A 25,413-nucleotide genomic window follows, 5' to 3' on the forward strand; every position below is an offset into this window, starting at 1 on the left:
CACGGGGTGACGCAGGACACACTCGACACATGATCGCGCAATCCCCCTCCGGGGACGACGAGTTGTCGGGCCGGTGTACGAAGTGTCCGGTGCCGTGACCGTGGGGTGATGTCGCCGGAAGTCGGACGCGGGTAGCGTCCGGGGCCATGGACAACCAGGGCGGGATCACCGTGCAGCGGGCCCTCGAACTTCCCGGCCTGCGCGGCGGGCTCCCGGAGGTCGTCGCCGGCGCGGACCGGCTGCACCGGACGGTGCGCTGGGTGCACGCGGGCGAGGTGCCGAACATCGCGTCGCTGCTCAAGGGCGGCGAGCTGCTGCTCACCACGGGCCTCGGGCTCGGGACCCGGCCGGCCGAGCAGCGGGCCTTCGTGCGGCGGCTCGCCGACCGGGGCATCGCGGCGCTCGTGGTGGAGCTGGGGCCCCGCTTCGCCCGCCTCCCGGCGACCATAGTGGAGGCCGCGCGGGCGGCCGGCCTGCCGCTGGTGCAGCTGCACCGCGAGGTGCCGTTCGTGACGGTGACGGAGGAGATCCACACCGAGATCGTCAACGGCCACTACGCCCTCCAGCGGCGGGCGGAGGAGGTCCACCGGCAGTGCACGGAGGCCCTGCTCGGCGGCGGCGGGGTCCCGCAGGTGCTGCGGATCCTCTCCGACTTCGCCGCCAACCCGGTCTTCCTGGAGACCCCCGACGGACAGCTCCTGTACGCGGCGGGCACCGAGTCCGCGCCCGCCGACCCGCTCCAGGTGTGGGACGGGCTGCGCGGCGGCCGGGCGGCCCGCGAGTCGGGCCCGCCCACCGGCACGGTCCTGGTGGACGTGCCCGGCGGCGGACCCGGTACGGGCTCGGTGCGGGCCCGCCTCGTCCTCCTGGCGGTCTCCGGCGCCCTCTCCCCCGTCCACCGGATGGCGGCCGAGCGGGCGGCCGGGCTCCTCGCGGTCGTCCTCATGCAGGCGCGGCAGGAGGAGGAGCTGGCCGCGCGCGGCCGGGGCGACTTCCTGACCGACCTGGCGGAGGGCAGGATCACGGCCGAGGACGCCCCGGCGCAGGCCCGGGTCCTCGGCTTCAAGCCCGGGGACGGCCCGCTCCTGCCGGTGGTGATGCGGCTCGCCCCGGAGCTGTCGCCCTCGGGGAACTGGGCGCTGCTGGCCCGGGCGGTCCTGGAGGAGCTGTCCTCCGTCGGCGTGCCCGTGCTGCTCGGCGTCCGCCCGGTCGAGGGCCGGGTCCCGCTGCTGCTCGGCCTGCGTTCGGAGACCGAGCGCACGGCGGTCGCGGACCGTGTCGCGGCGGCCCTGCGCGCGGGCGTGGAGCGGGCCGGCCTGGAGCGGGCGGGCACGCACCCGCCGGTGATCGTGGTGGGCGTGGCGGGCGGCTGGGCGGCGGCCTCGGCGGGCCTGCGGCACGCGGCGGAGACGGCGACGGCGGCGCAGGGCCTGTCGGACCTGCCCTGGTACGACGCGCGGCGCCTCGACATCGACCTGCTGCTCTGGCGGCTGCACTTCCACGGGGACACGGTCCTCGGGGCCTTCGTGGACCGTGCGATCGGCCCCCTCCAGGAGCACGACCGCACCTCCCGGCCGCCGCTGCTGCCGACCCTGGAGACGTATCTGGCGCACGCGGGCCGCAAGGCGGAGACGGCCCGCGAGCTGCACCTCAACCGGCAGACCCTCTACAACCGGCTCGCCCGCATCTCGGAGCTCCTGGGCACGGACCTGGACGACCCGCAGACGGTCCTGGCCCTCTCCCTGGCCCTCAGGGCCCGCCGCCACACGCCGTAACCCCTGCTCAGCGCCCCACCAGCTCGTCGTACACGCTGAGCACGTGCGCCACCGTGTCGTCCTCGGTCGGCCAGGTGCCCGCCTGGACCCGGCCGGCGGCCGCCAGGTCCATCCGCCGGTCGGCGTCCTCCAGGAGGCCCCGGACCGCCGCCGCGAGGGCCGCGGAGTCCCCGTACGGCACCAGTTCGGCGGCGTCGCCGACGAGTTCCGGCACTCCGCCGACGGCCGTGGCGACGAGCGGCACGCCGAGCCGGAGCGCCTCCTGGGCGAGCGGGGAGCGGGCCTCCCAGCGGGACGGGAGGACGGCGACGTCCGCCGCCGCGAGCAGCTCGGCGACGTCCTCGCGGCTCCCGATCAGCCGGACCGGCAGGTCCTCGTCGGTGATCCGTCGCTGGAGGAGGGCCCGTTCGCGCCCCTCCCCGGCGACGACGAGGAGCGGCTGCGGGTCGAGGTCCCGCCACCGCCGGGCCGCGTCGAGCAGGGTCCGGTACCCCCGGCCGCGTTCGAGCGCTCCGACGGCCATCAGCAACGGGCGGTCGACGGCGCCGAGTTCGGCGCGCGCCTTGCCGTCGTGGAGGCAGACCGGGCCGTGGGCGGCGGGCAGGGTGACCGGGGCGAGCCGGGCGTCGCGGGCGCCGCGCCGCCGGGCCCGGTCGACCAGTTCGGAGGTGGTGGCGAGGACGACGCTCGCGGCCCGTACGGTCCGCCGTTCGAGGAGCCGGAGCACCCCGCCCCGCGCGCCCTCCGCGTGGCCGCGGGTGTGCCAGGTCGTGACGAGCGGGACCGGTGCCCCGCCGGAGAGCGCGAGCGCGGCCCGTACGGAGGCCTGGAGGCCGTGCGCGTGGACGACGTCCGCGCCGACGCAGGTGTTGCGCAGGGCGGTGACGGCCGCGGGGTCGCCGAGGCGCGGCAGCGGCACGAAGTGCGCGCCGGTGCCGGGGTAGTCGTGGACGCGGTCGAGTTCGGGAGGGGCGCACACGGTCACCCGCACGCCCCTCGCCACAAGGCCCGAGGCGAGTGATCGGACGTGCGCGCTGCTGCCCGCGCCGCCACCGCCCAGCACGTGGACCGTACGGAGCTGTGTCACGCGCCCAAGAATGCCAGCCCGGGCCCGGGACCGTACGCACGTTCCGGCACCGAAATGGAGTCGTTCCCTTGCGCGGAGGGCGCCCGACGCCCCGGCTCACCCCACGGGTTCACCCACACGGGTGAGCGCGTGAAGAGGTCGCGCGCTCCCCCCACACGGCGGCGGCGACGAGCGCGGCCGCGTGCGCGGCGAGCCCGAGCCGCCCGTTCCCTGCCGCGATCGCCCCGCCGACGGCGGCGCCCAGCGCGTGCGCGCCCGTGTCGCCGAGCATGGTCGACTCCCCGAGGTCGTCCGCGAGGACCGCGGCGGCGGCCCCCATCGGGGCGGCGGCGGGCGAGCCGCGCAGCAGCCCGGGGGCGGCGAGCGCGAGCACGGCCAGACCGGCCCGCCCCGGCCGTACGTCCACGAGGTTCACCAGATGGGCGCTGCCCGCGACGACGACCCCGGCGAGGACCTTGTCCACCGGCCGCTCCTTGAGCAGCGCCCCGGCCACGAGCGAGGCGGCCCCGATCCCGAGGAGCTTGACGGCCCCGCTGGTCACCTCGCCGCCACGCAGCGCCGCCGAGTGCGCCCGGAAACCGCGCCGGTGATCCCCCCGCACGTCGTCGTACGCCCCGCACGCCCCGGCCGCGAGCACGGCGAGGGCGACGGGCGCGCTGCCGCTCCCGGCCGCCGCCCCGAGGACGACGGCGGGCCCGGCGTACAGGTCCACCTCCCGCCCGGCGTGGTTCGTCCGCGTCCACCGCGCGTCGCGCGGGAGCCTCCGCAGCCCCTCGTACACCGCCCGGGTCGCCCCGGCGGCCACGGCGAAGGAGAGGGCGCGCCTCACCCGTCCGCCCGTGCGGCGGCGAGGAGTTCCTCCGCGTGGGCGCGGGCCGTCTCGGAGTCCTCCTGGCCGGCGAGCATCCGGGACAGCTCGCGGACCCGCTCCTCGCCCTCCAGGACGGTGACGCCCGAGCGGGTCACGGAGCCGTCGTTGGTCTTCTCCACGAGGAGCTGGCGGTCGGCGAAGGCCGCGACCTGCGGGAGGTGGGTGACGACGACGACCTGCGCGGTCCTGGCCAGCTTGGCGAGGCGGCGGCCGATCTCGACGGCCGCCTTGCCGCCGACGCCCGCGTCGACCTCGTCGAAGAGGTACGTGGGCACCGGGTCCACCCCGGCGAAGACGACCTCGACGGCCAGCATCACCCGGGACAGCTCACCGCCGGACGCGCCCTTGGCGATCGGCCGCGGCGGGGCGCCGGGGTGCGGGGCGAGCAGCAGCTCGACCTCGTCGGCCCCGGACGGCCCGTAGGCGACCCGCCGGCCGCCGACCTCGACGCCCTCGGGGTCCTCGGTCTGCGCGAGGGAGAAGGACACGCGCGCGTGCGGCATGGCGAGCGAGGCGAGTTCGGCCGTGACGGCGGCCGCGAACCGGTCCGCCGCCTCCGTCCGCGCGTCGGTGAGCCGCTGCGCGAGCGCCGACAGCTCGTCGCGCAGCCGGTCCCGCTCGGCGGTCAGCTCCTCGATGCGGTCGTCGTCGTTGTCCAGCTCCCCGAGCCGGGCCGCGCTCTGCTCCGCCCAGGCGAGGACGGCCGCCGTGCCCTCCCCGTCCCCGTACTTCCGGATCAGCTGGGTGAGGGCCGCGCGCCGCTCCTCGACGGCGGCGAGCCGCAGCGGGTCGGCGTCCAGGTCGTCGGCGTACCCGGCCAGCTCGGTGGCCACGTCGGCGAGCAGGATGGAGATCTCCCCCATCCGGTCCGCGAGCGCGGCGAGCGCCGGATCGTGCGACCGCACGGCCTCCAGGGCCCGGCCCGCGCCCGCGACGAGCGTGGTGGCGTCCACGGACTCGGGGTCCTCTGGCGAGCCCGCGAGCGCGGCGTGCGCGAGCGCGGCGGCGGAGGCGAGGGCCTCGGCGTGCCCGAGCCGCTCGGCCTCGGCGGCCAGTTCGGCGTCCTCGCCGGGCAGCGGGGCGACGGCCTCGACCTCTTCGAGCCCGAAGCGCAGCAGATCGGCCTCCTGGGCGCGTTCCCTGGCCCGGGTGGTGATCTCGTCCAGCTCGGCGGTGACGGCCCGCAGCCGCCGGTACGCCTCGCCGTAGGCCGCGAGCGGCACCGAGACGGCCTCGCCCGCGTACCGGTCGAGCGCGCCGCGCTGCCGGGCGGGCTTGAGCAGGCCCTGCTGGTCGGTCTGGCCGTGGACGGCGACGAGTTCGTCGGCGAGCTCGGCGAGCAGCCCGACGGGCACGGAGCGCCCGCCGAGGTGGGCCCGGGAGCGCCCCTCGGCCGAGACGGTGCGGCTGACGAGCAGGACCCCCTCGTCCAGCTCGGCCCCGGCCTCCTCGGCGCGCACGGCGGCGGGCGCGCCCGGAGGCACGCTGATCCGCCCCTCGACCACGGCCGACGCCGCGCCGATCCGTACGAGCGCCGGGTCGGCCCGCCCGCCGAGCAGCAGCCCCAGACTGGTCACGACCATGGTCTTGCCCGCACCGGTCTCACCGGTCACCGCGGTGAAGCCGGGCGACAACTCGACCACAGCGTCGTCGATGACCCCGAGCGACCGTATCCGCATCTCCTCCAGCACGCCCCAGACCATACGAGGTTTCCCTGGTCCGATGCGACATCGCCCCGGCCGTAACCCTCCGGCGCGCCGATCGTTCCCGCACCTGGGGCGGCGCGGCGGGCCGGTCAGCGCGGGGCGCCCCGCCACCCCGAGACGGGCAGGGCGAACTTGGCGACGAGCCGGTCCGTGAAGGAGGCGTGGTGCAGCCGGGCGAGCCGGACCGGGACGGCGCCCCGCCGGACCTCGACCCGCGCGCCCGCCGGGAGCTCCACGGTCCGCCGCCCGTCGCACCACAGCACCCCGTGCGGGGTGTGCGGCTCGACCTCGACCGCGAGCACCGACTCGGGGGTGGTCACCAGCGGCTTGGCGAAGAGGGCGTGGGCACCGATCGGGACCATGAGCAGCGCCTCGACCTCGGGCCAGATGACCGGCCCGCCGGCCGAGAAGGCGTACGCGGTGGAGCCCGTGGGTGTCGCGCAGATCACCCCGTCGCAGCCGAAGCCGGTCACCGGGCGCCCGTCGATCGCGAGCACGACCTCCAGCATCCGTTCCGGGGACACCTTCTGCACGGCCGCCTCGTTGAGCGCCCAGTCCCGGTGCAGGACGTCGCCGTTCTGGTGCACGGTGACGTCGAGGGTCATCCGCTCCTCGACCTCGTACGCCCGGGTGACGACCCGCTCCACGACCTTGTCGAGGTCGTCGCGCTCGGCCTCCGCGAGGAACCCGACCCGCCCCAGGTTGACGCCGAGCATCGGCACCCCGGACGCGCGGGAGAACTCGGCGCCGCGCAGCAGGGTGCCGTCACCGCCGAGGACGACGAGGAGTTCGCAGTCGTCGATCGCCTCGGAGCAGGCCTCGGGGACCTTCTGCACGGAGGACGGCAGCGGCAGGTCCGCCGCCTCGGCCTCCAGGACGCGGACGCCGAGGCCGGAGCGCAGCAGCCCCTGGACGACCAGTTCGGCGCTGCGCACGGCGGCCGGCCGGCCGGTGTGCGCGAGCAGGAAGACGGTACGTGGTGCGGTCTCTGGTGGTGCTGTCGTCGAGTTCAACGAGGTCCCTCCGCCACGGCGCGGTCGACATCCGCCGGATCCAGCGCGGGCGCCCCGGCCCGCAGCCACAGAAAGTACTCGACGTTGCCGGAGGGCCCGGGCAGCGGGCTGGCGGTGACGCCGAGGACGCCGAGCCCCAGTTCGCCCGCCTGCCGGGCCACGTTCTTCACGGCGTCGGCCCGGAGTTCGGCGGAACGGACGACTCCGCCCGAGCCGAGCCGCTCCTTGCCCACCTCGAACTGCGGCTTGACCATGAGGACGAGGTCGGCGCCGGGCGCCGTGCAGGACGCCAGGGCGGGCAGGACGAGGCCGAGCGGGATGAAGGACAGGTCCCCGACGACGAGGTCGACGGGCACGCCGTCGAGGGCGTCCGGCGTCAACTCGCGTACGTTCGTACGGTCCTTCACGGTGACCCGCTCGTCGCTCTGCAGCGACCAGGCGAGCTGCCCGTAGCCGACGTCGACGGCCACGACGTGGGCGGCGCCGGCGCGCAGCAGGACGTCCGTGAAGCCGCCGGTGGAGGCCCCGGCGTCCAGGGCGCGCCGCCCCTCGACCACGAGCCCCCGCGGCACGAAGGCCTCGAAGGCCCCGGCGAGCTTGTGGCCGCCGCGCGAGACGTAGTCGGGGTCGGAGTCGTCCTGCACGACGACGATGGCCGCGGCGGTCTCGACCTGGGTGGCGGGCTTGGTGGCGACGGTCTTGCCGACGGTCACCCGGCCCGCGGCGATCAGCTGGCTCGCGTGCTCCCGCGAGCGCGCGAGCTTGCGCCGGACCAGCTCGGCGTCGAGACGGCGGCGTGCCACTCCTGCCACGTTCTGTTCAGCTCCTGTTGTCGTACGGACGGGGGGCGGGGTGCGCGTCGAGCGAGGTCAGCTCGTCGCGCAGGCCACGGTGTACATCCTCGTACACCTCCAGGTGCCCGTCCGCCGGGAGGGCGTCGACCTCGGCGAGACGCGCGAGGCGGGCGTCGACGGCGGGGTGGCCGGTGAGCTCCCGGGCGACGCCGAGCGGGGCCGCGGCGGCGGGCTCGTCGGCCACTCCGCCGGGTGCTTCGCCGGGTACGCCGGGCGGCCCCCCGGATACGCCGGGTGCTTCGTCGGCCCGGCCGTCCGCCACCAACTCCGTCACCGGTTCCGCCACTGGTTCCGTCACTGGTTCCACCGGCTCCGGCATCGCGTCGCTCATGCCCCGACGCTACCGCGAAGCCCTGGGGTACCGTCGACGGCGATGGCGACGATCACGGAGTGCCGCGGCGCACTGGACAGACTTTCCGACAACCTCGCGCGGGCCGACGGCGACGTGCGCGGCGCGGCCGCGCTCGACCGCACCCTGAGCTGCCACGTCACCGACCTGGACACGACCTTCACGGGCCGGCTCGCGGACGGCCGGATCCGGGTGGACGCCACGGTGCAGGGCCCGCCGCCGGCCAAGGCGCAGATCCGGCTCGCGATGACCGGGGACGACCTGGTGGCGATGGTGGACGGGCGGCTGAACTTCGCGAAGGCCTGGGCCTCGGGCCGGGTCAGGCTGGAGGCCGGCTTCCGCGACCTGCTGCGGCTGCGCTCACTTCTGTAGCGCGGGCCCCGCCGTCGCGGCGGCGGCGGTGGCGCGTGCCCTCCGTCCGGCGGGCACGACCAGCGGCGTCCCCGTCTCCGGGTCCTCGATGACCTGGCAGCGGAGCCCGAAGACCCGCTCGACCAGCTCGGCGGTCACGACCTCGGCCGGCGGTCCCTCGGCGACCACCTCGCCGGCGCGGACGGCGATGAGGTGGGTCGCGTACCGGGCGGCGTGGTTGAGGTCGTGCAGGACGGCGACGAGCGTGCGCCCCTGCGTCTCGTGCAGCTCGGCGCACAGGTCGAGGACGTCGATCTGGTGCTGGATGTCGAGGTACGTCGTCGGCTCGTCGAGCAGGAGCAGCGGGGTCTGCTGGGCGAGCGCCATGGCGATCCAGACGCGCTGGCGCTGACCGCCGGAGAGTTCGTCCACGTACCGGTCGGCCAGCTCGGCGACGCCGGTGGCCTCCATCGACTCCCGGGTGATCCGCTCGTCCTCGGGGGACCACTGGCGCAGCAGCCCCTGGTGCGGGTAGCGGCCGCGGGCGACGAGGTCGGAGACGGTGATGCCGTCGGGGGCCAGGGAGGTCTGGGGCAGCAGCCCGAGGGTCTTGGCAACCTTTTTGGCGGGCAGGGAGTGGATCGACTGCCCGTCGAGCAGGACGCGCCCCTCGGCGGGCTTCAGCATCCGGGAGAGGGCGCGCAGCAGGGTGGACTTGCCGCAGGCGTTCGGCCCGACGATGACGGTGAAGGAGTTGTCGGGTATCTCGACGGACAGGTCGCGGGCGATGACCCGCTGCTCGTACGCCAGGGTGACCGCTTCCGCGCTCAGGCGCTGCCTCTGCCGACCGTCCATACCCGCGACTCCCGTTGTGTCCTCGTCCGTGACCGTGGCGGACGCTGACGACCACGACCCAAGCGGAGTTAGGTTAGCCTACCCAACTTCTTCGATCGTCCCGCGGGCGCCCGCCACCGCCCCGGTGCTACAACCCCAGCCGCGCGAGCGCCTTCTCCCCGTCCAGGGCGCCCGCCCCGGCCTCCGCCGCCGTCCACGCGGCCCCGCACAGCGCCCGTACGCCGTCCATGGGGTCGGCATCGCCGGCCGCCACCTGCTCGACCGCCAACGCGCCCCCGCCCGCCGAGGCCCGCCACGCCCCGCACACGAACCCGCCGTCCCCGTCGGCGACCACCTCGGGCTGGCCCGTGAGCAGCCCCCGCAGATCGGCCGCCACATAGGTCGGCCGGTGCTCGGGCGCGGCCGCGAGCAGCTGCGGCACGTCCGTCACCCCGGTCAGGACGAGCAGCGAGTCGACACCGCCGTTGAACGCGCCCTCGATGTCCGTGTCGAGCCGGTCCCCCACCACGAGCGGCCGCTCCGCCCCGGTCCGCAGCACCGTCTCCCGGTGCATCGGCGGCAGCGGCTTTCCCGCCACCTTCGGCGCGAAGCGCCCGCCGGTGGCGATCCGCACGACCTCCACGGCCGCCCCGTTCCCCGGCCCGATCCCGCGCGCCCCCGGAATCGTCAGGTCCGTGTTGGAGGCGTACCACGGCACGCCCCGCCCGACCGCGTACGCGGCCTCGGCGAACCGCTTCCACGGCAGCTCCGGCCCCCCGTACCCCTGCACGACCGCCACCGGGTCGTCGTCCGCCGACTCCACCGGCACCAGGCCCCGCTCGCGCAGCGCCACCGCGAGCCCCTCGCCGCCGACGAGCAGCACCCGGGACCCGGCCGGCACCTCGTCCGCGATCAGCCGGGCGACGGCCTGCGCCGAGGTGACCACGTCCCCGGCCTCCGCCGGCACCCCGAGCTCCGTGAGGTGCTCCGCGACCGCCTCCGGCGTCCGCAGCGCGTTGTTGGTGACGTACGCGAGGCGCATCCCGCCGTCCCGGGCCGCCCCGAGCGACTCGACGGCGTACGGGACGGCGAGCCCTCCCGCGTACACGACCCCGTCCAGATCGAGGAGGGCCGTGTCGTACGCCCCGCTCAGCGGCTCCGCGCTGCCCTCCGGCCGCGTCCTGCCGCCGTCCTGCCGTCCCCGGCCACCGTGCACCGTCACGCTCGCTCCTCGCCTCACCGGTCGTGGTCCCCCGCTCCCCGATCATCGCTCATGCCCCGGCCCACATACGATGTCGAGATGAACACCTCAGGTCACGCGGCCACCGACGTCCGCGACGACACCGCCGGGCTGCGTCTGGTCCCGTTCCGCGGGCTCCGGTACGTCCCCGAGCGGGTCGGCAGCCTCGCCGCCGTGACGTCCCCTCCCTACGACGTCGTCGTACGACCTGACGGACTCCTCCACCTGGAGTCGGCGGACCCGCACAACATCGTCCGGTTGATCCTCCCGCAGGCGATCACCGCCGGCACCCGCCACCGCAAGGCCGCCGTCACCCTCGACCGCTGGCTCGCGGACGGCGTCCTGGCCCCCGACCCGGTGCCCGCGCTCTACGTGTACGAACAGCGGGGCGACGGGATCCTCCAGCGCGGGATCATCGGGGCCCTGGAGCTCTCCGCCCCCGAGGCGGGCGTCGTCCTCCCCCACGAGGACGTGATGCCGCACGTGGTCGAGGACCGCGCCGCCCTGATGCGGACGACCGCGGCCAACCTCGAACCGCTGCTCCTCACCTACGTCGGGGAGGAGGACGGCGGGGGCGCGGACGCGGTGATCGAGCGGGCCACGGAGCGCGAGCCGCTCCTCTCCACCACCACCGAGGACGGCTTCTGCCACCGCCTGTGGGCGGTGACCGACCCGGCCGAGCAGGCCGCCGTCGCCGCGGACCTCGGCCGCCACCAGGCCCTCATCGCCGACGGGCACCACCGCTGGGCGACGTACCTGCGCCTGCGCGAGGAGCACGTCGCGCCGGGCCCCTGGAACTACGGCCTGGTCCTCCTGGTCGACACCGCCCGCCATCCGCTGCGGGTCCGCGCCATCCACCGCCTCCTCAACCGCCTGCCGGTCGCCGACGCCCTCGCGGCCGTCGAGGGCTCCTTCCGGGTGCGCCGCCTCGGCGGGTCCCTCCCGGAGGCCCTGGAGGCCCTCGCGTCGGCCGCGGCCGACGGCAACGCCTTCCTCCTCGCGGGCGACGGCGCCTTCCACCTCCTGGACCGCCCGGATCCGGCCCTCCTGGACCGCACGATCCGCGCGGACCGCCCCGAGGCCTGGCGCACGCTGGACGCGACCGTCCTGCACTCCACTCTCCTGGAGCACGTCTGGCACGTCCCGGACGCCCCCGAGGACATCGCCTACATCCACGACACCGAGGCCGCCGTGGACCAGGCGGAGCGCCGCGGCGGTACGGCGGTCCTCATGCACCCGGTACGCGAGGAGGTCGTCCGGGACCTGGCCCGCCAGGGCGTCACGATGCCCCGCAAGTCGACCTCCTTCGGCCCTAAGCCGGCGACGGGCCTGGTCCTGAGAAGCCTCGCGCTGGACTGAGGAACACCGCGGACGCAGAAGGGCGGCACCCCTTGAGGGGTGCCGCCCTTCTCACTCACCGACCGGGATCAGCCCTTGTCACGGTCCTCGCGGTCGAGCGCGACGTCACCGCCGCCGTCCGTCTCCTCTCCGGAGTCCTCGTCGGAGTCGTCGAACGCGTCGACGAACTCGATGCCGTCCAGCTCGGCGAGCCGGTCGGAGGCGTCCGTGGCGCCGTCCTTGTCGGCCTCCAGGGCCTTCCCGAACCAGTCCCGGGCCTCCTGCTCACGCCCGGCGGCGAGGAGCGCGTCGGCGTACGCGTAGCGCAGGCGCGCGGTCCACGGGTGAACGGCGCCGGAGGCGAGCTCGGGGCTCTGCAGCGTCACGATGGCCGCGTCGAGCTGCCCCATGTCCCGGCGGGCGCCGGCGGCCACGAGCCGCATCTCGACCTGACCGGCCTTGTCGAGCTTCTGCACCTCGGGCTCACCGGCCATCGCGAGCGCCCGCTCGGGCCGGCCGAGGCCGCGCTCGCAGTCGGCCATGACGGGCCACAGCTCGACACCGCCGCTCATCCGCCGCGCGGCCCGGAACTCGGCCAGCGCCTCGGAGTACTTCTGCGTGGCGTACGCGGCGAAGCCGGCGGCCTCGCGGACGGCGGCGACGCGGGAGGCGAGCCGCAGGGCGACCCTGGAGTACCCGTACGCCTTCTCCGGGTCCTCGTCGATCAGCTGGGCGACCATGACGAGGTTGCGCGAGACGTCCTCGGCGAGCCCCTTGGGCAGGCTCATCAGCTCCTGGCGCACGTCCGGGTCGATCTCCTCGCCGGTGACCTCCGGCGGGATCGGCAGCCGCTTGATGGGCGCGCGGTCACCACGGTCCCGGTCGCGGTCCCGACCGCCCCGGTCGTCACGGCGCCCGTACCCGCCACGGCTGTCACCACCCCGGTCGTCCCGCCCACGGAACCCGCCACGGTTGTCGTCCCGCCCACGGAACCCGCCGCCGCCCCGGTTGTCGTCACGCCGGAACCCACCGCCACGGTTGTCCCCGCCACGGTCGTCGCGCCGGAACCCACCACCACGGTTGTCGTCACGACGGTCATCGCGCCGGTCGTCACGCTGGTACGAGGGCCGGTCATCGCGCCGGAACGACGGACGCTCGTCACGCCGATCGTCCCGACGGAACGGGGGCCGGTCGTCCCGGCGCTCGTCACGCCGATCGTCCCGGCGGAAACCGCCACCCCGGTTGTCATCGCGCCGGTCATCGCGCCGGTCGTCACGCTGGTACGAGGGCCGGTCGTCCCGCCGGAACGACGGACGCTCGTCACGCCGATCGTCCCGACGGAAGCCGCCGCCGCCCCGGTTGTCATCACGCCGGAACCCACCGCCACGGTTGTCCCCGCCACGGTCGTCACGCCGGAACCCACCACCGCGGTTGTCGTCGCGCCGGTCGTCACGCTGGTACGAGGGCCGGTCGTCCCGCCGGAACGACGGACGGTCATCGCGCCGGTCGTCGCGACGGAACCCGCCGCCACGGTTGTCCCCACCGCGATCGTCGCGACGGAAGCCACCACCACGGTTGTCGTCACGACGGTCGTCCCGGCGGAAACCACCACCACGGTTGTCGTCACGACGGTCGTCCCGCTGGTACGAGGGCCGGTCGTCGCGCCGGAACGACGGACGCTCGTCACGCCGATCGTCCCGACGGAAGCCGCCGCCGCCCCGGTTGTCGTCACGACGGAAACCGCCGCCACGGTTGTCCCCGCCACGGTCGTCACGACGGAAACCACCACCGCGGTTGTCACCGCCCCGGTCGTCCCGGCGGTCGTCACGCCGGTCATCGCGGCGGAAGCCGCCACCGCCGCGGTGGTCGCCACCACGGTCGTCACGGCGCGGGCCGCGGAAGCCGCCCCGGTCGCCACCAGCACCGTCCCTGCGACGCGGCTCGCGCTCCGGACGGTCGTCGGGAGAGTTGGTGGGCATGGTCGTGACTCCTGTCTTCGGGTACTGCAGTCATTCTCGCGCAGCCGGCACCCCGCCGCGCAGTGGAGAAAAATCAAGGAAAAACAAAAGGACCCCTGGTCCCAGCATGAACGCTGGGACCAGGGGTCCTGAAGAATTGTTCGGCGGTGTCCTACTCTCCCACAGGGTCCCCCCTGCAGTACCATCGGCGCTGAAAGGCTTAGCTTCCGGGTTCGGAATGTAACCGGGCGTTTCCCTAACGCTATGACCACCGAAACCCTATCGGTTTCGAGCGAACAAGCACACTCTGTAGTTGTGTTCTAGCTCAAGAAACCAGCAACTGTTCGTTGCTTCAGAACTAACACAGTGGACGCGAGCAACTGAGGACAAGCCCTCGGCCTATTAGTACCGGTCAGCTCCACCCCTTACGGGGCTTCCACATCCGGCCTATCAACCCAGTCGTCTACTGGGAGCCTTACCCTCTCAAGGAGGTGGGAATACTCATCTCGAAGCAGGCTTCCCGCTTAGATGCTTTCAGCGGTTATCCCTCCCGAACGTAGCCAACCAGCCATGCCCTTGGCAGGACAACTGGCACACCAGAGGTTCGTCCGTCCCGGTCCTCTCGTACTAGGGACAGCCCTTCTCAATATTCCTACGCGCACAGCGGATAGGGACCGAACTGTCTCACGACGTTCTAAACCCAGCTCGCGTACCGCTTTAATGGGCGAACAGCCCAACCCTTGGGACCGACTCCAGCCCCAGGATGCGACGAGCCGACATCGAGGTGCCAAACCATCCCGTCGATATGGACTCTTGGGGAAGATCAGCCTGTTATCCCCGGGGTACCTTTTATCCGTTGAGCGACGGCGCTTCCACAAGCCACCGCCGGATCACTAGTCCCGACTTTCGTCCCTGCTCGACCCGTCGGTCTCACAGTCAAGCTCCCTTGTGCACTTACACTCAACACCTGATTGCCAACCAGGCTGAGGGAACCTTTGGGCGCCTCCGTTACCCTTTGGGAGGCAACCGCCCCAGTTAAACTACCCATCAGACACTGTCCCTGATCCGGATCACGGACCGAGGTTAGACATCCAGCACGACCAGAGTGGTATTTCAACGACGACTCCACCATGACTGGCGTCACGGTTTCACAGTCTCCCACCTATCCTACACAAGCCGAACCGAACACCAATATCAAACTGTAGTAAAGGTCCCGGGGTCTTTCCGTCCTGCTGCGCGAAACGAGCATCTTTACTCGTAGTGCAATTTCACCGGGCCTATGGTTGAGACAGTCGAGAAGTCGTTACGCCATTCGTGCAGGTCGGAACTTACCCGACAAGGAATTTCGCTACCTTAGGATGGTTATAGTTACCACCGCCGTTTACTGGCGCTTAAGTTCTCAGCTTCGCAACCCCGAAAGGTCACTAACCGGTCCCCTTAACGTTCCAGCACCGGGCAGGCGTCAGTCCGTATACATCGCCTTACGGCTTCGCACGGACCTGTGTTTTTAGTAAACAGTCGCTTCTCGCTGGTCTCTGCGGCCACCCCCAGCTCAGGAAGCAAGTTCCTTCACCAGTGATGGCCCCCCTTCTCCCGAAGTTACGGGGGCATTTTGCCGAGTTCCTTAACCATAGTTCACCCGAACGCCTCGGTATTCTCTACCTGACCACCTGAGTCGGTTTAGGGTACGGGCCGCCATGAAACTCGCTAGAGGCTTTTCTCGACAGCATAGGATCATCCACTTCACCACAATCGGCTCGGCATCAGGTCTCAGCCTTGATGTGTGACGGATTTGCCTATCACACGGCCTACACCCTTACCCCGGGACAACCACCGCCCGGGCTGGACTACCTTCCTGCGTCACCCCATCGCTTACCTACTACCACCTTGGGTCAGCGGCTCCACCACTCCCCTTTGCCCGAAGGCTCCGGGGCGGCTTCACGGCCTTAGCATTAATGGGCTCGATATTGGGCGTTTCAAAGCGGGTACCGGAATATCAACCGGTTGTCCATCGACTACGCCTGTCGGCCTCGCCTTAGGTCCCGACTTACCCTGGGCAGATCAGCTTGACCCAGGAACCCTTAGTCAATCGGCGCACACGTTTCTCACGTGTGTATCGCTACTCATGCCTGCATTCTCACTCGTGAACCGTCCACAACTCGCTTCCGCGGCTGCTTCACCCGGCACACGACGCTCCCCTACCCATCACAGCCTCCGTTGGGAGTACATGCTGCAATGACACGACTTCGGCGGTACGCTTGAGCCCCGCTACATTGTCGGCGCGGAATCACTTGACCAGTGAGCTATTACGCACTCTTTCAAGGGTGGCTGCTTCTAAGCCAACCTCCTGGTTGTCTCTGCGACTCCACATCCTTTCCCACTTAGCGTACGCTTAGGGGCCTTAGTCGATGCTCTGGGCTGTTTCCCTCTCGACCATGGAGCTTATCCCCCACAGTCTCACTGCCGTGCTCTCACTTACCGGCATTCGGAGTTTGGCTAAGGTCAGTAACCCGGTAGGGCCCATCGCCTATCCAGTGCTCTACCTCCGGCAAGAAACACACGACGCTGCACCTAAATGCATTTCGGGGAGAACCAGCTATCACGGAGTTTGATTGGCCTTTCACCCCTAACCACAGGTCATCCCCCAGGTTTTCAACCCTGGTGGGTTCGGTCCTCCACGAAGTCTTACCTCCGCTTCAACCTGCCCATGGCTAGATCACTCCGCTTCGGGTCTTGAGCGTGCTACTAAAATCGCCCTGTTCGGACTCGCTTTCGCTACGGCTTCCCCACACGGGTTAACCTCGCAACACACCGCAAACTCGCAGGCTCATTCTTCAAAAGGCACGCAGTCACGAGACACAAGCAAGCTTGTGTCCGACGCTCCCACGGCTTGTAGGCACACGGTTTCAGGTACTATTTCACTCCGCTCCCGCGGTACTTTTCACCATTCCCTCACGGTACTATCCGCTATCGGTCACCAGGGAATATTTAGGCTTAGCGGGTGGTCCCGCCAGATTCACACGGGATTTCTCGGGCCCCGTGCTACTTGGGTGTCTCTCAAACGAGCCGCATGAATTTCAGCTACGGGGGTCTTACCCTCTACGCCGGACCTTTCGCATGTCCTTCGCCTATCCATACGGTTTCTGACTCGCCTCACAGCCGGCAGACTGTGAAAGAGAGATCCCACAACCCCGCATGCGCAACCCCTGCCGGGTCTCACACGCATACGGTTTGGCCTCATCCGGTTTCGCTCGCCACTACTCCCGGAATCACGGTTGTTTTCTCTTCCTGAGGGTACTGAGATGTTTCACTTCCCCTCGTTCCCTCCACATGCCCTATGTGTTCAGGCATGGGTGACAGCCCATGACGACTGCCGGGTTTCCCCATTCGGAAACCCCCGGATCAAAGCCTGGTTGACGGCTCCCCGGGGACTATCGTGGCCTCCCACGTCCTTCATCGGTTCCTGGTGCCAAGGCATCCACCGTGCGCCCTTAAAAACTTGGCCACAGATGCTCGCGTCCACTGTGTAGTTCTCAAACAACGACCAGCCACCCACCACCTCACCGCACGCGGTGAGTTCACTGGGGCCGGCATCCACGAAGGTGACGACCAGACGGCCGTACCCTCAGACACCCAACAACGTGCCAGGCACAGTCCGTTCCTCGAATCCCGTGTTCCACGCCGAAGCAGTACTAGCGGTTTCTCGTCCCTGACTGTGCCAACTAATCAACGTTCCACCCATGAGCTGACCGTGCAGAACGTTCGTCTGCATCCGGTGCTGTGCTCCTTAGAAAGGAGGTGATCCAGCCGCACCTTCCGGTACGGCTACCTTGTTACGACTTCGTCCCAATCGCCAGTCCCACCTTCGACAGCTCCCTCCCACAAGGGGTTGGGCCACCGGCTTCGGGTGTTACCGACTTTCGTGACGTGACGGGCGGTGTGTACAAGGCCCGGGAACGTATTCACCGCAGCAATGCTGATCTGCGATTACTAGCAACTCCGACTTCATGGGGTCGAGTTGCAGACCCCAATCCGAACTGAGACCGGCTTTTTGAGATTCGCTCCGCCTCGCGGCATCGCAGCTCTTTGTACCGGCCATTGTAGCACGTGTGCAGCCCAAGACATAAGGGGCATGATGACTTGACGTCGTCCCCACCTTCCTCCGAGTTGACCCCGGCGGTCTCCTGTGAGTCCCCATCACCCCGAAGGGCATGCTGGCAACACAGGACAAGGGTTGCGCTCGTTGCGGGACTTAACCCAACATCTCACGACACGAGCTGACGACAGCCATGCACCACCTGTATACCGACCACAAGGGGGGCACCATCTCTGATGCTTTCCGGTATATGTCAAGCCTTGGTAAGGTTCTTCGCGTTGCGTCGAATTAAGCCACATGCTCCGCTGCTTGTGCGGGCCCCCGTCAATTCCTTTGAGTTTTAGCCTTGCGGCCGTACTCCCCAGGCGGGGAACTTAATGCGTTAGCTGCGGCACCGACGACGTGGAATGTCGCCAACACCTAGTTCCCAACGTTTACGGCGTGGACTACCAGGGTATCTAATCCTGTTCGCTCCCCACGCTTTCGCTCCTCAGCGTCAGTAATGGCCCAGAGATCCGCCTTCGCCACCGGTGTTCCTCCTGATATCTGCGCATTTCACCGCTACACCAGGAATTCCGATCTCCCCTACCACACTCTAGCCTGCCCGTATCGGATGCAGACCCGGGGTTAAGCCCCGGGCTTTCACACCCGACGTGACAAGCCGCCTACGAGCTCTTTACGCCCAATAATTCCGGACAACGCTTGCGCCCTACGTATTACCGCGGCTGCTGGCACGTAGTTAGCCGGCGCTTCTTCTGCAGGTACCGTCACTTTCGCTTCTTCCCTGCTGAAAGAGGTTTACAACCCGAAGGCCGTCATCCCTCACGCGGCGTCGCTGCATCAGGCTTGCGCCCATTGTGCAATATTCCCCACTGCTGCCTCCCGTAGGAGTCTGGGCCGTGTCTCAGTCCCAGTGTGGCCGGTCGCCCTCTCAGGCCGGCTACCCGTCGTCGCCTTGGTAGGCCATTACCCCACCAACAAGCTGATAGGCCGCGGGCTCATCCTTCACCGCCGGAGCTTTCCACCCGCCGAGATGCCTCGGCAGGTCGTATCCGGTATTAGACCCCGTTTCCAGGGCTTGTCCCAGAGTGAAGGGCAGATTGCCCACGTGTTACTCACCCGTTCGCCACTAATCCACCCCGAAGGGCTTCATCGTTCGACTTGCATGTGTTAAGCACGCCGCCAGCGTTCGTCCTGAGCCAGGATCAAACTCTCCGTGAATGTTTACCCGTAATCGGGTGAGACACTCGCGTTGAGCGGGACAGCCAGACCGGAATAAGGCCGGCTGTCCACAGCGTCCTCGCTGTGTGTGCCACCCCGAAGGGGTGGACTTTTTCAAAGGAACCTCGACCAACCGGAACCGGCTGGACGGGGTATCAACTAATCTGGCGTTGATTTTTGGCACGCTGTTGAGTTCTCAAGGAACGGACGCTTCCTTCGTACTCACCCTCTCGGGCTTTCCTCCGGGCTTTTCCCTTCGGTCTTGCGTTTCCGACTCTATCAGATCTTTCCGACCCGATTTCCTCGGTGCTTTCCAGTCCCTTTCGCTTTCGCTCCGGGCCCTTCCGGCGTGGTCACTACTTTAGCGGATTTCCCCGGTGACTCATAATCGAGTCATTCGAAACGCATTACGGCACGCCGAAATACGCCCTCGCCGAGGGGATCTTCTTGAGTAGTGGGTGGCCACTGCAGGGGGTGCTCGAACAAGCAGGCCCTGATCCAGCGGCTCGGGCCACATTACGCACTTCGTCGGCCCGAGTCAAGGCCCCCCTTGTTCCTCTTGCGGGGGGTGTGGGCGCGGTACGGGCTCACCGTCGGGTCGCCGTCGATCCAGAAGCGCCAGGGGTGCGGGGCGCCCTCGCCACCGACGCCCGTGCGGGGGCCGCTGCGGATCAGGGCCGGGGCCGGCGGGGTGCCGGTGAGGACGGCGAGCGGGGCGGCCGGGCCGGCGCAGGCGTCCTCGCCGTTCAGGGAGAGTGCGACGTCGAGGGCGGTGGCCAGGCGCGCCGGGCCCTTGGCCAGCTCGTCGTCCTTGCGGGCCGAGCGGCGGCGGGGGCGGGCCTGCTCCGCGCCGCTGACGACCTCGCCCGCGCGCAGCAGGACCCCGCTCGCGCTGCCCACGGGGCCGCACACCAGGTTGAGGCAGTGCCACATGCCGTACGTGAAGTACACGTAAGCGTGCCCGGGCGGGCCGAACATGACGGCATTGCGTGCCGTCTGCCCCCGGAAGGCGTGCGAGCCCGGGTCGATCGCGCCGGCGTACGCCTCCACCTCCGTGAGGCGCAGTTCGATCCGTCCTTCCTCCGTGGTGCGGACGAGGGTGCGCCCGAGGAGGTCCGGGGCCACCTCCAGGACGGGGCGGTCGAAGAAGGACCGCGGGAGCGGCGTACGGTCGGGGCTCTCGTTCATGGCGTCCGAGCCTAGTGGGGACCCGGTCCGGAACCGGTTACCGTCTTCGCGCGTATGTAGGGGTCAGGACCAGAAGGAGTGAAAGCCATGGGATTCAAGAAGCTGCTCGCGAGCCTGGGTGCCGGCGGGGCCAGCGTGGAGACGGTGCTCACCGAGGAGAACGTCGTCCCCGGTGGGGTCGTCCAGGGTGAGGTGCGGATCCAGGGCGGAAGCGTCGACCAGCAGATCGAGGGGCTGTCCGTCGGGCTCCAGGCGCGCGTGGAGGTCGAGGGCGGCGACCAGGAGCACAAGCAGGACATCGAGTTCGTGAAGTCGCGCCTCGGCGGGGCCTTCCAGGTGCAGGCCGGCGCGGTGCACGTGGTGCCGTTCGGGCTGGAGATCCCGTGGGAGACGCCGATCACCGCCGTGTCGGGGCAGCAGCTGCGCGGCATGTACATCGGCGTGACCACGGAGCTGGAGATCGCGCGCGCCGTGGACTCCGGTGACCTGGACCCGATCAACGTGCACCCGCTGCCGGCGCAGCAGGCGATCCTGGACGCCTTCCTCCAGCTGGGCTTCCGCTTCAAGAGCGCGGACATGGAGCGGGGGCACATCCGGGGGACGCGGCAGAAGCTGCCCTTCTACCAGGAGATCGAGTTCTTCGCGCCGCAGCAGTACCACGGCCTGAACCAGGTCGAGGTCAGCTTCGTCGCCGACGACCGCGAGATGGACGTCGTCCTGGAGATGGACAAGAAGCCGGGTCTGTTCACCGAGGGCAGCGACTCCTACCGGTCCTTCAAGGTGGGTCTGCACGACTTCCACACCACCGATTGGGCGGCTTACCTGAACCAGTGGCTCGCCGAGGTCGGCGGCCGTCGCAACTGGCTCTAGGCTCGGGTCCGTAAGGCCGCCGGGGCGATCGGGCCGCGAGGCAGGACCCGTCCCGGCGGCGACGGGCGATACGGAGGGTTTCTACGTGTCCGAGGGCAAGAGGGCGCCGCTCCCCCACGACTTCCATCCGCCGGTGGCGGCGTTCACGGTGGTGAGCGACGACATCGCGCCGGGCGGGGTCCTGAAGGACGCTCAGGTGTACGCGGAGGGGAACACCTCGCCGCAGCTGCGGTGGGAGGGTTTCCCGGCGGAGACCAGGAGCTTCGCCGTCACCTGCTTCGACCCGGACGCCCCGACGGGCAGCGGGTTCTGGCACTGGGTGCTGTTCGACATCCCGGCGTCGGTGACGGAGCTGCCGGCCGGGGCCGGGTCGGGTGCGTTCGAGGGGCTGCCGGCCGGTGCCGTGCACGCCCGGAACGACTACGGCGCGCAGGAGTTCGGCGGTGCGGCTCCCCCGGCCGGGGACCCGGCGCACCGGTACGTCTTCACGGTGTACGCGGTGGACAGCGAGAAGCTGGGGCCGGACGCCGACGCCTCGCCGGCGGCGGTCGGGTTCAACCTGCGGTTCCACACGCTGGGCCGTGCGCAGTTGATCGGTGAGTACGCGGCTCCCGCGGCAGGCTGATCGTTCGTTTGTTGTTTGCCCGCTTCTGGTCTTGGAGAGATCAGAAGCGGGCACCTTTTGTTTCGCGGGAAATTGCGTTGTCCGACCCGGCCGGCCCGGCCATCGTTGATCCAAGCCCGCCAGGGGGCGGGCCGGCATACGGGAGGTGGGCAGCATGCGGGACACGCTGGTACTCAATGCGAGCTTCGAGCCGCTTTCGACGGTCACTCTGAACCGTGCGGTGGTGCTCGTGCTGCAGGCCAAGGCCGTCGTCGAGCAGGCCCATCCCGAGCTGCGGGTGCGCGGTGCCGCCGTCGATCTGCCGGTGCCCCGGGTGATCAGACTCTGCCGGTACGTCCGGGTGCCCTTCCGAAGACAGGCTCCGTGGTCGAGACGGGGGGTGCTGGTACGGGACCAGCACCGGTGCGCGTACTGCGGGAAGCGGGCGACGACGGTGGACCACGTCGTGCCGCGGGCGCAGGGCGGCCAGGACACCTGGCTGAACACGGTGGCGTCCTGTGCCGAGGACAATCACCGCAAGGCCGACCGGACGCCGGAGCAGGCGGGGATGCCGCTGCTGCACCAGCCGTTCGAGCCGACCCCGGCGGACGCGATGCTGCTCACGCTGCGGGCGAGCGAGCGGTCCGCGCTGCCGGAGTGGCTGGCGAACTCGGCCGCGTAGTCCGCGTACCCGCGGATGCCGCGTGTATGCGAAGGGTCCGCCTCCCGGTGGGGGGCGGACCCTTCCGCGTCATTTGAGGGTCAGTTGGAGGATGGCGACGACGCCGACGGCGATGATCACCCCGCGCAGGACGGCGGGTGAGAGCTTGCGGCCGACCTTGGCGCCGAGCTGGCCGCCGATCGTGGAGCCGACGGCGATGAGCAGGACGGCCGTCCAGTCGAAGTCCGCGACGAAGAGGAAGAAGACGGCGGCGACGCCGTTGACGAGGGCTCCGAGGATGTTCTTGACGGCGTTGATGCGCTGGAGGTCGTCGTGGAGCAGCAGGCCCATGAGGGAGAGGTAGAGCACGCCCTGGGCGGCGCCGAAGTATCCGCCGTACATGCTGGCGAGGAGGAGGCCGACGAGGAGGGCGGGGCCGCCGTCGGGGTGCGCCTCGGACCCGGTCTGCTCGCGCCGGCGCTTCACGGCCGCCGCGATGCGGGGCTGGAGGAGGACCAGGACGAGGGCGAGTCCGATGAGGACGGGGACGATCGCGTCGAAGGCGTCGGACGGGAGGGCGAGGAGCAGGATCGCGCCGACGAGACCGCCGACGAGGGCGGCGGCGCCGAGGCGGAGGACGCGCTTCTTCTGGCCCTTGAGTTCGCGGCGGTAGCCGATGGCGCCGCTGACGGAGCCGGGCACGAGGCCGAGGGCGTTGGAGACGTTGGCGGTGATCGGTGGCAGTCCGGTCGCGAGGAGGACCGGGAACGTGATCAGCGTCCCCGATCCCACGATCGTGTTGATGGTGCCGGCGCCGATGCCGGCGGCGAAGACCGCCAGGGCTTCCCAGAGGGACAACGCCTTCTCCTTACAGGGTCGGTGAGTCGCCTCCCCGCTCCGGGACCGCCGGGGTCGAGGGGCTCGTACCGATCATGCACGAGAATTACGTGTACGTGTCAGTCAACCGACGGTTCGTCTCGCCTTTCGGGCGCTCCGGTCTTGGTGTTGAAACCGGGGGCGCCGGAGCCGATGTTGCCGAAGGCGCCGGAGAGGCCCTTGAGGGCGTCGCCGATCTCGCTGGGCACGATCCAGAGCTTGTTGGCGTCGCCCTCGGCGATCTTCGGGAGCATCTGGAGGTACTGGTAGGAGAGGAGCTTCTGGTCGGGATCGCCGGCGTGGATGGCCTCGAAGACCGTGCGGACGGCCTGGGCCTCGCCCTCGGCGCGCAGAGCGGCGGCCTTGGCCTCGCCCTCGGCGCGGAGGATCTGCGACTGCTTCTCGCCCTCGGCGGTGAGGATCGCGGACTGGCGGGTGCCCTCGGCGGTGAGGATGGCGGCGCGCTTGTCGCGCTCGGCGCGCATCTGCTTCTCCATCGAGTCCTGGATGGAGGTCGGGGGCTCGATCGCCTTGAGCTCGACGCGGTTGACGCGGATGCCCCACTTGCCGGTGGCCTCGTCGAGGACGCCGCGCAGGGCCGCGTTGATCTCCTCGCGGGAGGTGAGGGTCCGCTCCAGGTCCATGCCGCCGATGATGTTGCGGAGGGTGGTGACGGTGAGCTGCTCGATGGCCTGGATGTAGCTGGCGACCTCGTAGGTGGCGGCCCGGGCGTCGGTGACCTGGTAGTAGATGACCGTGTCGATGTTCACGACCAGGTTGTCCTGGGTGATGACCGGCTGCGGCGGGAAGGGGACGACCTGTTCGCGCAGGTCGATCCGGTTGCGGATGGAGTCGATGAACGGGACGACGATGTTCAGTCCGGCGTTGAGCGTGCGGGTGTAGCGGCCGAAGCGCTCGACGATCGCCGCGCTCGCCTGCGGGATGACCTGGATCGTCTTGATCAGGGCGATGAAGACGAGCACCACCAGAATGATCAGGACGATGATGACTGCTGACATCGTGTTCCCCGTGCCCTTCGCTGCCGGTTGACTGCCGGTTTGCTTTCGATGATCGAGTCTCGCAGACGCCGGAACGTCATGGGCGAGGTTCGGTCACATGACCACGGCTGTAGCGCCGTCGATCTCGACGACGTCGACCTGTTCGCCCGGTTCGAAGGTCTGTCCGGCGTCGAGCGCGCGGGCGGACCAGATCTCTCCGGCGAGTTTGATGCGGCCCCCGCCGGTGCCGTCGATCCGTTCCAGGACGACGGCCTGACGTCCCTTCAGGGCGTCGACCCCGCTGGAGAGTCCGGGTCCGTCACCCCGGTGGCGGGCGGCGAGGGGGCGTACCACCGCGATGAGCGCCACGGAGACGGCGGCGAAGACGAGTACTTGGGGAACGATGCCGAAGCCGAGGGCGGCGGTCACCGCTCCCGCGACCGCCCCCACGGAGAACATGCCGAACTCCGGCATCGCGGTGAGGACCAGGGGAATGCCGAGTCCCACCGCGACGATCAGCCACCACACCCACGCGTCGATGTCCACCCGTTCATGGTAGGGCGGCGGGTGCTTCCGGGACAGGGCGCGGTGCTGTGCGGTCACGGCGCCCGGCCGGTCTACTTCAGCGGCAGGCCGCGGGCGGTCCAGCGGTCCTCCAGGCGCTCGACGACGAGCGGGAGGCCGAAGCAGAGGGAGAGGTTGCGGGAGGTGAGCTCGGTCTCGACGGGTCCGGCGGCGAGGACCTTGCCCTGACGGATCATCAGGACGTGGGTGAAGCCGGGGGCGATCTCCTCGACGTGGTGGGTGACCATGATCATGGAGGGGGCGTACGGGTCGCGGGCGAGGCGGCCGAGGCGGCGGACCAGGTCCTCGCGGCCGCCGAGGTCGAGGCCGGCGGCGGGCTCGTCGAGGAGGAGGAGCTCGGGGTCGGTCATCATGGCGCGGGCGATCAGGGTGCGCTTGCGCTCGCCCTCGGAGAGGGTGCCGAACCGGCGGTCCAGGTAGTCGTTCATGCCGAGGCGGTCGAGGAAGGCCTTGGCGCGGTCCTCGTCGACCGGGTCGTAGTCCTCGTTCCAGGTGGCCGTCATGCCGTACGCGGCGGTGAGGACGGTCTGGAGGACGGTCTGGCGCTTGGGCAGCTTCTCGGCCATGGCGATGCCGGCCATGCCGATGCGGGGGCGGAGTTCGAAGACGTCGGTGCCGACGCCGCCGAGCTGCTCGCCCAGGATGCGGGCGGTGCCCTTGGTGGGGAAGAGGTAGCTGGAGGCGACGTTCAGGAGGGTGGTCTTGCCGGCGCCGTTGGGGCCGAGGATCACCCAGCGTTCGCCCTCCTTGACCGACCAGGAGACGTCGTCCACCAGAGCCCGTCCGTCGCGGACCACGGATACGTCCACCAGCTCCAGTACATCGCTCATGAGCGCGTTGTCTCCCCTTGCGGTCGAGTGTCGTCGCCTTGCGCCGGCGGGCGCGGCGTCCAGGGGAAAACCTACGTTATCGCCGGAGCGGGCCGGACAGGCCCTGCT

20 protein-coding genes, 3 rRNA genes and 1 pseudogene are annotated in these 25,413 nt (G+C 70.2%); 6 read left to right on the plus strand and 18 right to left on the minus strand.

Annotation, left to right across the window (positions count from 1 at the left end):
• Positions 1–146: 146 nt before the first annotated feature.
• Positions 147–1,775, plus strand: a complete 1,629-nt coding sequence (locus CP977_RS07975) for a PucR family transcriptional regulator (RefSeq protein ID WP_062759080.1) — start codon at positions 147–149, stop codon at positions 1,773–1,775.
• Between the two features lie 7 nt (positions 1,776–1,782).
• Here CP977_RS07975 and CP977_RS07980 read toward each other — a convergent pair whose 3' ends face one another.
• The 6 genes from CP977_RS07980 to CP977_RS34760 form a co-directional block, all read right to left on the minus strand.
• Entirely contained in the window at positions 1,783–2,862 is a 1,080-nt protein-coding gene (locus CP977_RS07980; RefSeq protein WP_152369841.1) for a glycosyltransferase family 4 protein, read from the minus strand.
• 109 nt (positions 2,863–2,971) lie between these two features.
• Positions 2,972–3,691 carry a hypothetical protein gene (locus CP977_RS07985; protein ID WP_109187102.1) on the minus strand — a complete coding sequence of 240 codons (720 nt, stop codon included), beginning with the start codon at positions 3,689–3,691 and terminating at the stop codon, positions 2,972–2,974.
• Positions 3,688–5,436 (minus strand): DNA repair protein RecN, encoded by a 1,749-nt coding sequence (recN, locus tag CP977_RS07990; protein WP_062759087.1) that lies wholly within the window; start codon positions 5,434–5,436, stop codon positions 3,688–3,690. Before recN ends, CP977_RS07985 begins: the two co-directional genes overlap by 4 nt.
• Positions 5,437–5,528: 92 nt before the next feature.
• Positions 5,529–6,452, minus strand: a complete 924-nt coding sequence (locus tag CP977_RS07995; RefSeq protein ID WP_062759089.1) for an NAD kinase — start codon at positions 6,450–6,452, stop codon at positions 5,529–5,531.
• Entirely contained in the window at positions 6,449–7,264 is an 816-nt protein-coding gene (locus CP977_RS08000) for a TlyA family RNA methyltransferase (protein WP_062759091.1), read from the minus strand. The genes CP977_RS07995 and CP977_RS08000 overlap by 4 nt, the downstream gene beginning before the upstream one ends.
• Before the next feature lie 7 nt (positions 7,265–7,271).
• On the minus strand, positions 7,272–7,637 hold the full coding sequence (locus CP977_RS34760; protein ID WP_208421599.1) for a hypothetical protein: 366 nt from the start codon (positions 7,635–7,637) through the stop codon (positions 7,272–7,274).
• 42 nt (positions 7,638–7,679) lie between these two features.
• Between CP977_RS34760 and CP977_RS08010 the strand changes: the two genes are divergently transcribed.
• Positions 7,680–8,027, plus strand: coding sequence for an SCP2 sterol-binding domain-containing protein (locus tag CP977_RS08010; protein ID WP_062759095.1), 348 nt, complete (start codon positions 7,680–7,682; stop codon positions 8,025–8,027).
• Here CP977_RS08010 and CP977_RS08015 read toward each other — a convergent pair.
• Entirely contained in the window at positions 8,016–8,861 is an 846-nt protein-coding gene (locus CP977_RS08015) for an ABC transporter ATP-binding protein (protein WP_062759097.1), read from the minus strand. The genes CP977_RS08010 and CP977_RS08015 overlap by 12 nt on opposite strands.
• 127 nt (positions 8,862–8,988) lie before the next feature.
• On the minus strand, positions 8,989–10,062 hold the full coding sequence (locus tag CP977_RS08020) for an HAD hydrolase-like protein (protein ID WP_152369842.1): 1,074 nt from the start codon (positions 10,060–10,062) through the stop codon (positions 8,989–8,991).
• A gap of 78 nt (positions 10,063–10,140) precedes the next feature.
• On the opposite strand from CP977_RS08020, the gene CP977_RS08025 reads away from it, so the two are divergent.
• Positions 10,141–11,439: a DUF1015 domain-containing protein gene (locus tag CP977_RS08025; RefSeq protein ID WP_152369843.1), complete on the plus strand. Its 1,299-nt coding sequence runs from the start codon at positions 10,141–10,143 to the stop codon at positions 11,437–11,439.
• Positions 11,440–11,507: 68 nt separating this feature from the next.
• Here the strand turns inward: CP977_RS08025 and CP977_RS34440 are convergent, their stop codons facing one another.
• The 6 genes and pseudogenes from CP977_RS34440 to CP977_RS08055 form a co-directional block, all read right to left on the minus strand.
• On the minus strand, positions 11,508–12,266 hold the full coding sequence (locus tag CP977_RS34440; RefSeq protein ID WP_194497707.1) for a tetratricopeptide repeat protein: 759 nt from the start codon (positions 12,264–12,266) through the stop codon (positions 11,508–11,510).
• A 258-nt stretch (positions 12,267–12,524) separates the two neighbouring features.
• Positions 12,525–13,397: pseudogene (locus CP977_RS35485) on the minus strand (hypothetical protein); the annotation flags it as partial.
• A gap of 138 nt (positions 13,398–13,535) precedes the next feature.
• A 5S ribosomal RNA gene (gene rrf / locus CP977_RS08035) occupies positions 13,536–13,652 on the minus strand.
• Positions 13,653–13,758: 106 nt separating this feature from the next.
• Positions 13,759–16,881 (minus strand): 23S ribosomal RNA (locus tag CP977_RS08040).
• 286 nt (positions 16,882–17,167) lie between these two features.
• Positions 17,168–18,693, minus strand: a 16S ribosomal RNA gene (locus CP977_RS08045).
• The 16S, 23S and 5S rRNA genes sit together here, the layout of an rRNA operon.
• A 516-nt stretch (positions 18,694–19,209) precedes the next feature.
• A complete protein-coding gene (locus tag CP977_RS08055) occupies positions 19,210–19,881 on the minus strand; it encodes a DNA-3-methyladenine glycosylase (protein WP_062756718.1) in 672 nt (223 codons plus the stop codon).
• Between the two features lie 87 nt (positions 19,882–19,968).
• On the opposite strand from CP977_RS08055, the gene CP977_RS08060 reads away from it, so the two are divergent.
• The 3 genes from CP977_RS08060 (at position 19,969) to CP977_RS08070 (ending at position 22,037) form a co-directional block, all read left to right on the plus strand.
• Positions 19,969–20,751 (plus strand): sporulation protein, encoded by a 783-nt coding sequence (locus CP977_RS08060; RefSeq protein ID WP_152369845.1) that lies wholly within the window; start codon positions 19,969–19,971, stop codon positions 20,749–20,751.
• An 85-nt stretch (positions 20,752–20,836) separates the two neighbouring features.
• Positions 20,837–21,376 carry a YbhB/YbcL family Raf kinase inhibitor-like protein gene (locus tag CP977_RS08065; protein ID WP_062756716.1) on the plus strand — a complete coding sequence of 180 codons (540 nt, stop codon included), beginning with the start codon at positions 20,837–20,839 and terminating at the stop codon, positions 21,374–21,376.
• Positions 21,377–21,530: 154 nt separating this feature from the next.
• Positions 21,531–22,037 carry an HNH endonuclease gene (locus tag CP977_RS08070; protein ID WP_062756715.1) on the plus strand — a complete coding sequence of 169 codons (507 nt, stop codon included), beginning with the start codon at positions 21,531–21,533 and terminating at the stop codon, positions 22,035–22,037.
• A 69-nt stretch (positions 22,038–22,106) separates the two neighbouring features.
• Here CP977_RS08070 and CP977_RS08075 read toward each other — a convergent pair whose 3' ends face one another.
• The 4 genes from CP977_RS08075 to CP977_RS08090 all read right to left on the minus strand — a co-directional run bounded on the left by CP977_RS08075 (position 22,107) and on the right by CP977_RS08090 (position 25,305).
• Positions 22,107–22,874 carry a sulfite exporter TauE/SafE family protein gene (locus CP977_RS08075; protein WP_062756714.1) on the minus strand — a complete coding sequence of 256 codons (768 nt, stop codon included), beginning with the start codon at positions 22,872–22,874 and terminating at the stop codon, positions 22,107–22,109.
• Positions 22,875–22,972: 98 nt separating this feature from the next.
• Complete coding sequence (locus CP977_RS08080) at positions 22,973–23,911, minus strand: SPFH domain-containing protein (RefSeq protein WP_062756713.1); 939 nt, start codon at positions 23,909–23,911, stop codon at positions 22,973–22,975.
• Positions 23,912–24,004: 93 nt separating this feature from the next.
• Complete coding sequence (locus CP977_RS08085; protein ID WP_109185653.1) at positions 24,005–24,436, minus strand: NfeD family protein; 432 nt, start codon at positions 24,434–24,436, stop codon at positions 24,005–24,007.
• Positions 24,437–24,507: 71 nt separating this feature from the next.
• Positions 24,508–25,305 (minus strand): ABC transporter ATP-binding protein, encoded by a 798-nt coding sequence (locus CP977_RS08090; RefSeq protein WP_030204886.1) that lies wholly within the window; start codon positions 25,303–25,305, stop codon positions 24,508–24,510.
• Positions 25,306–25,413 lie beyond the last annotated feature (108 nt).

This window comes from Streptomyces cinereoruber, from assembly GCF_009299385.1.
Classification (GTDB): domain Bacteria; phylum Actinomycetota; class Actinomycetes; order Streptomycetales; family Streptomycetaceae; genus Streptomyces; species Streptomyces bikiniensis.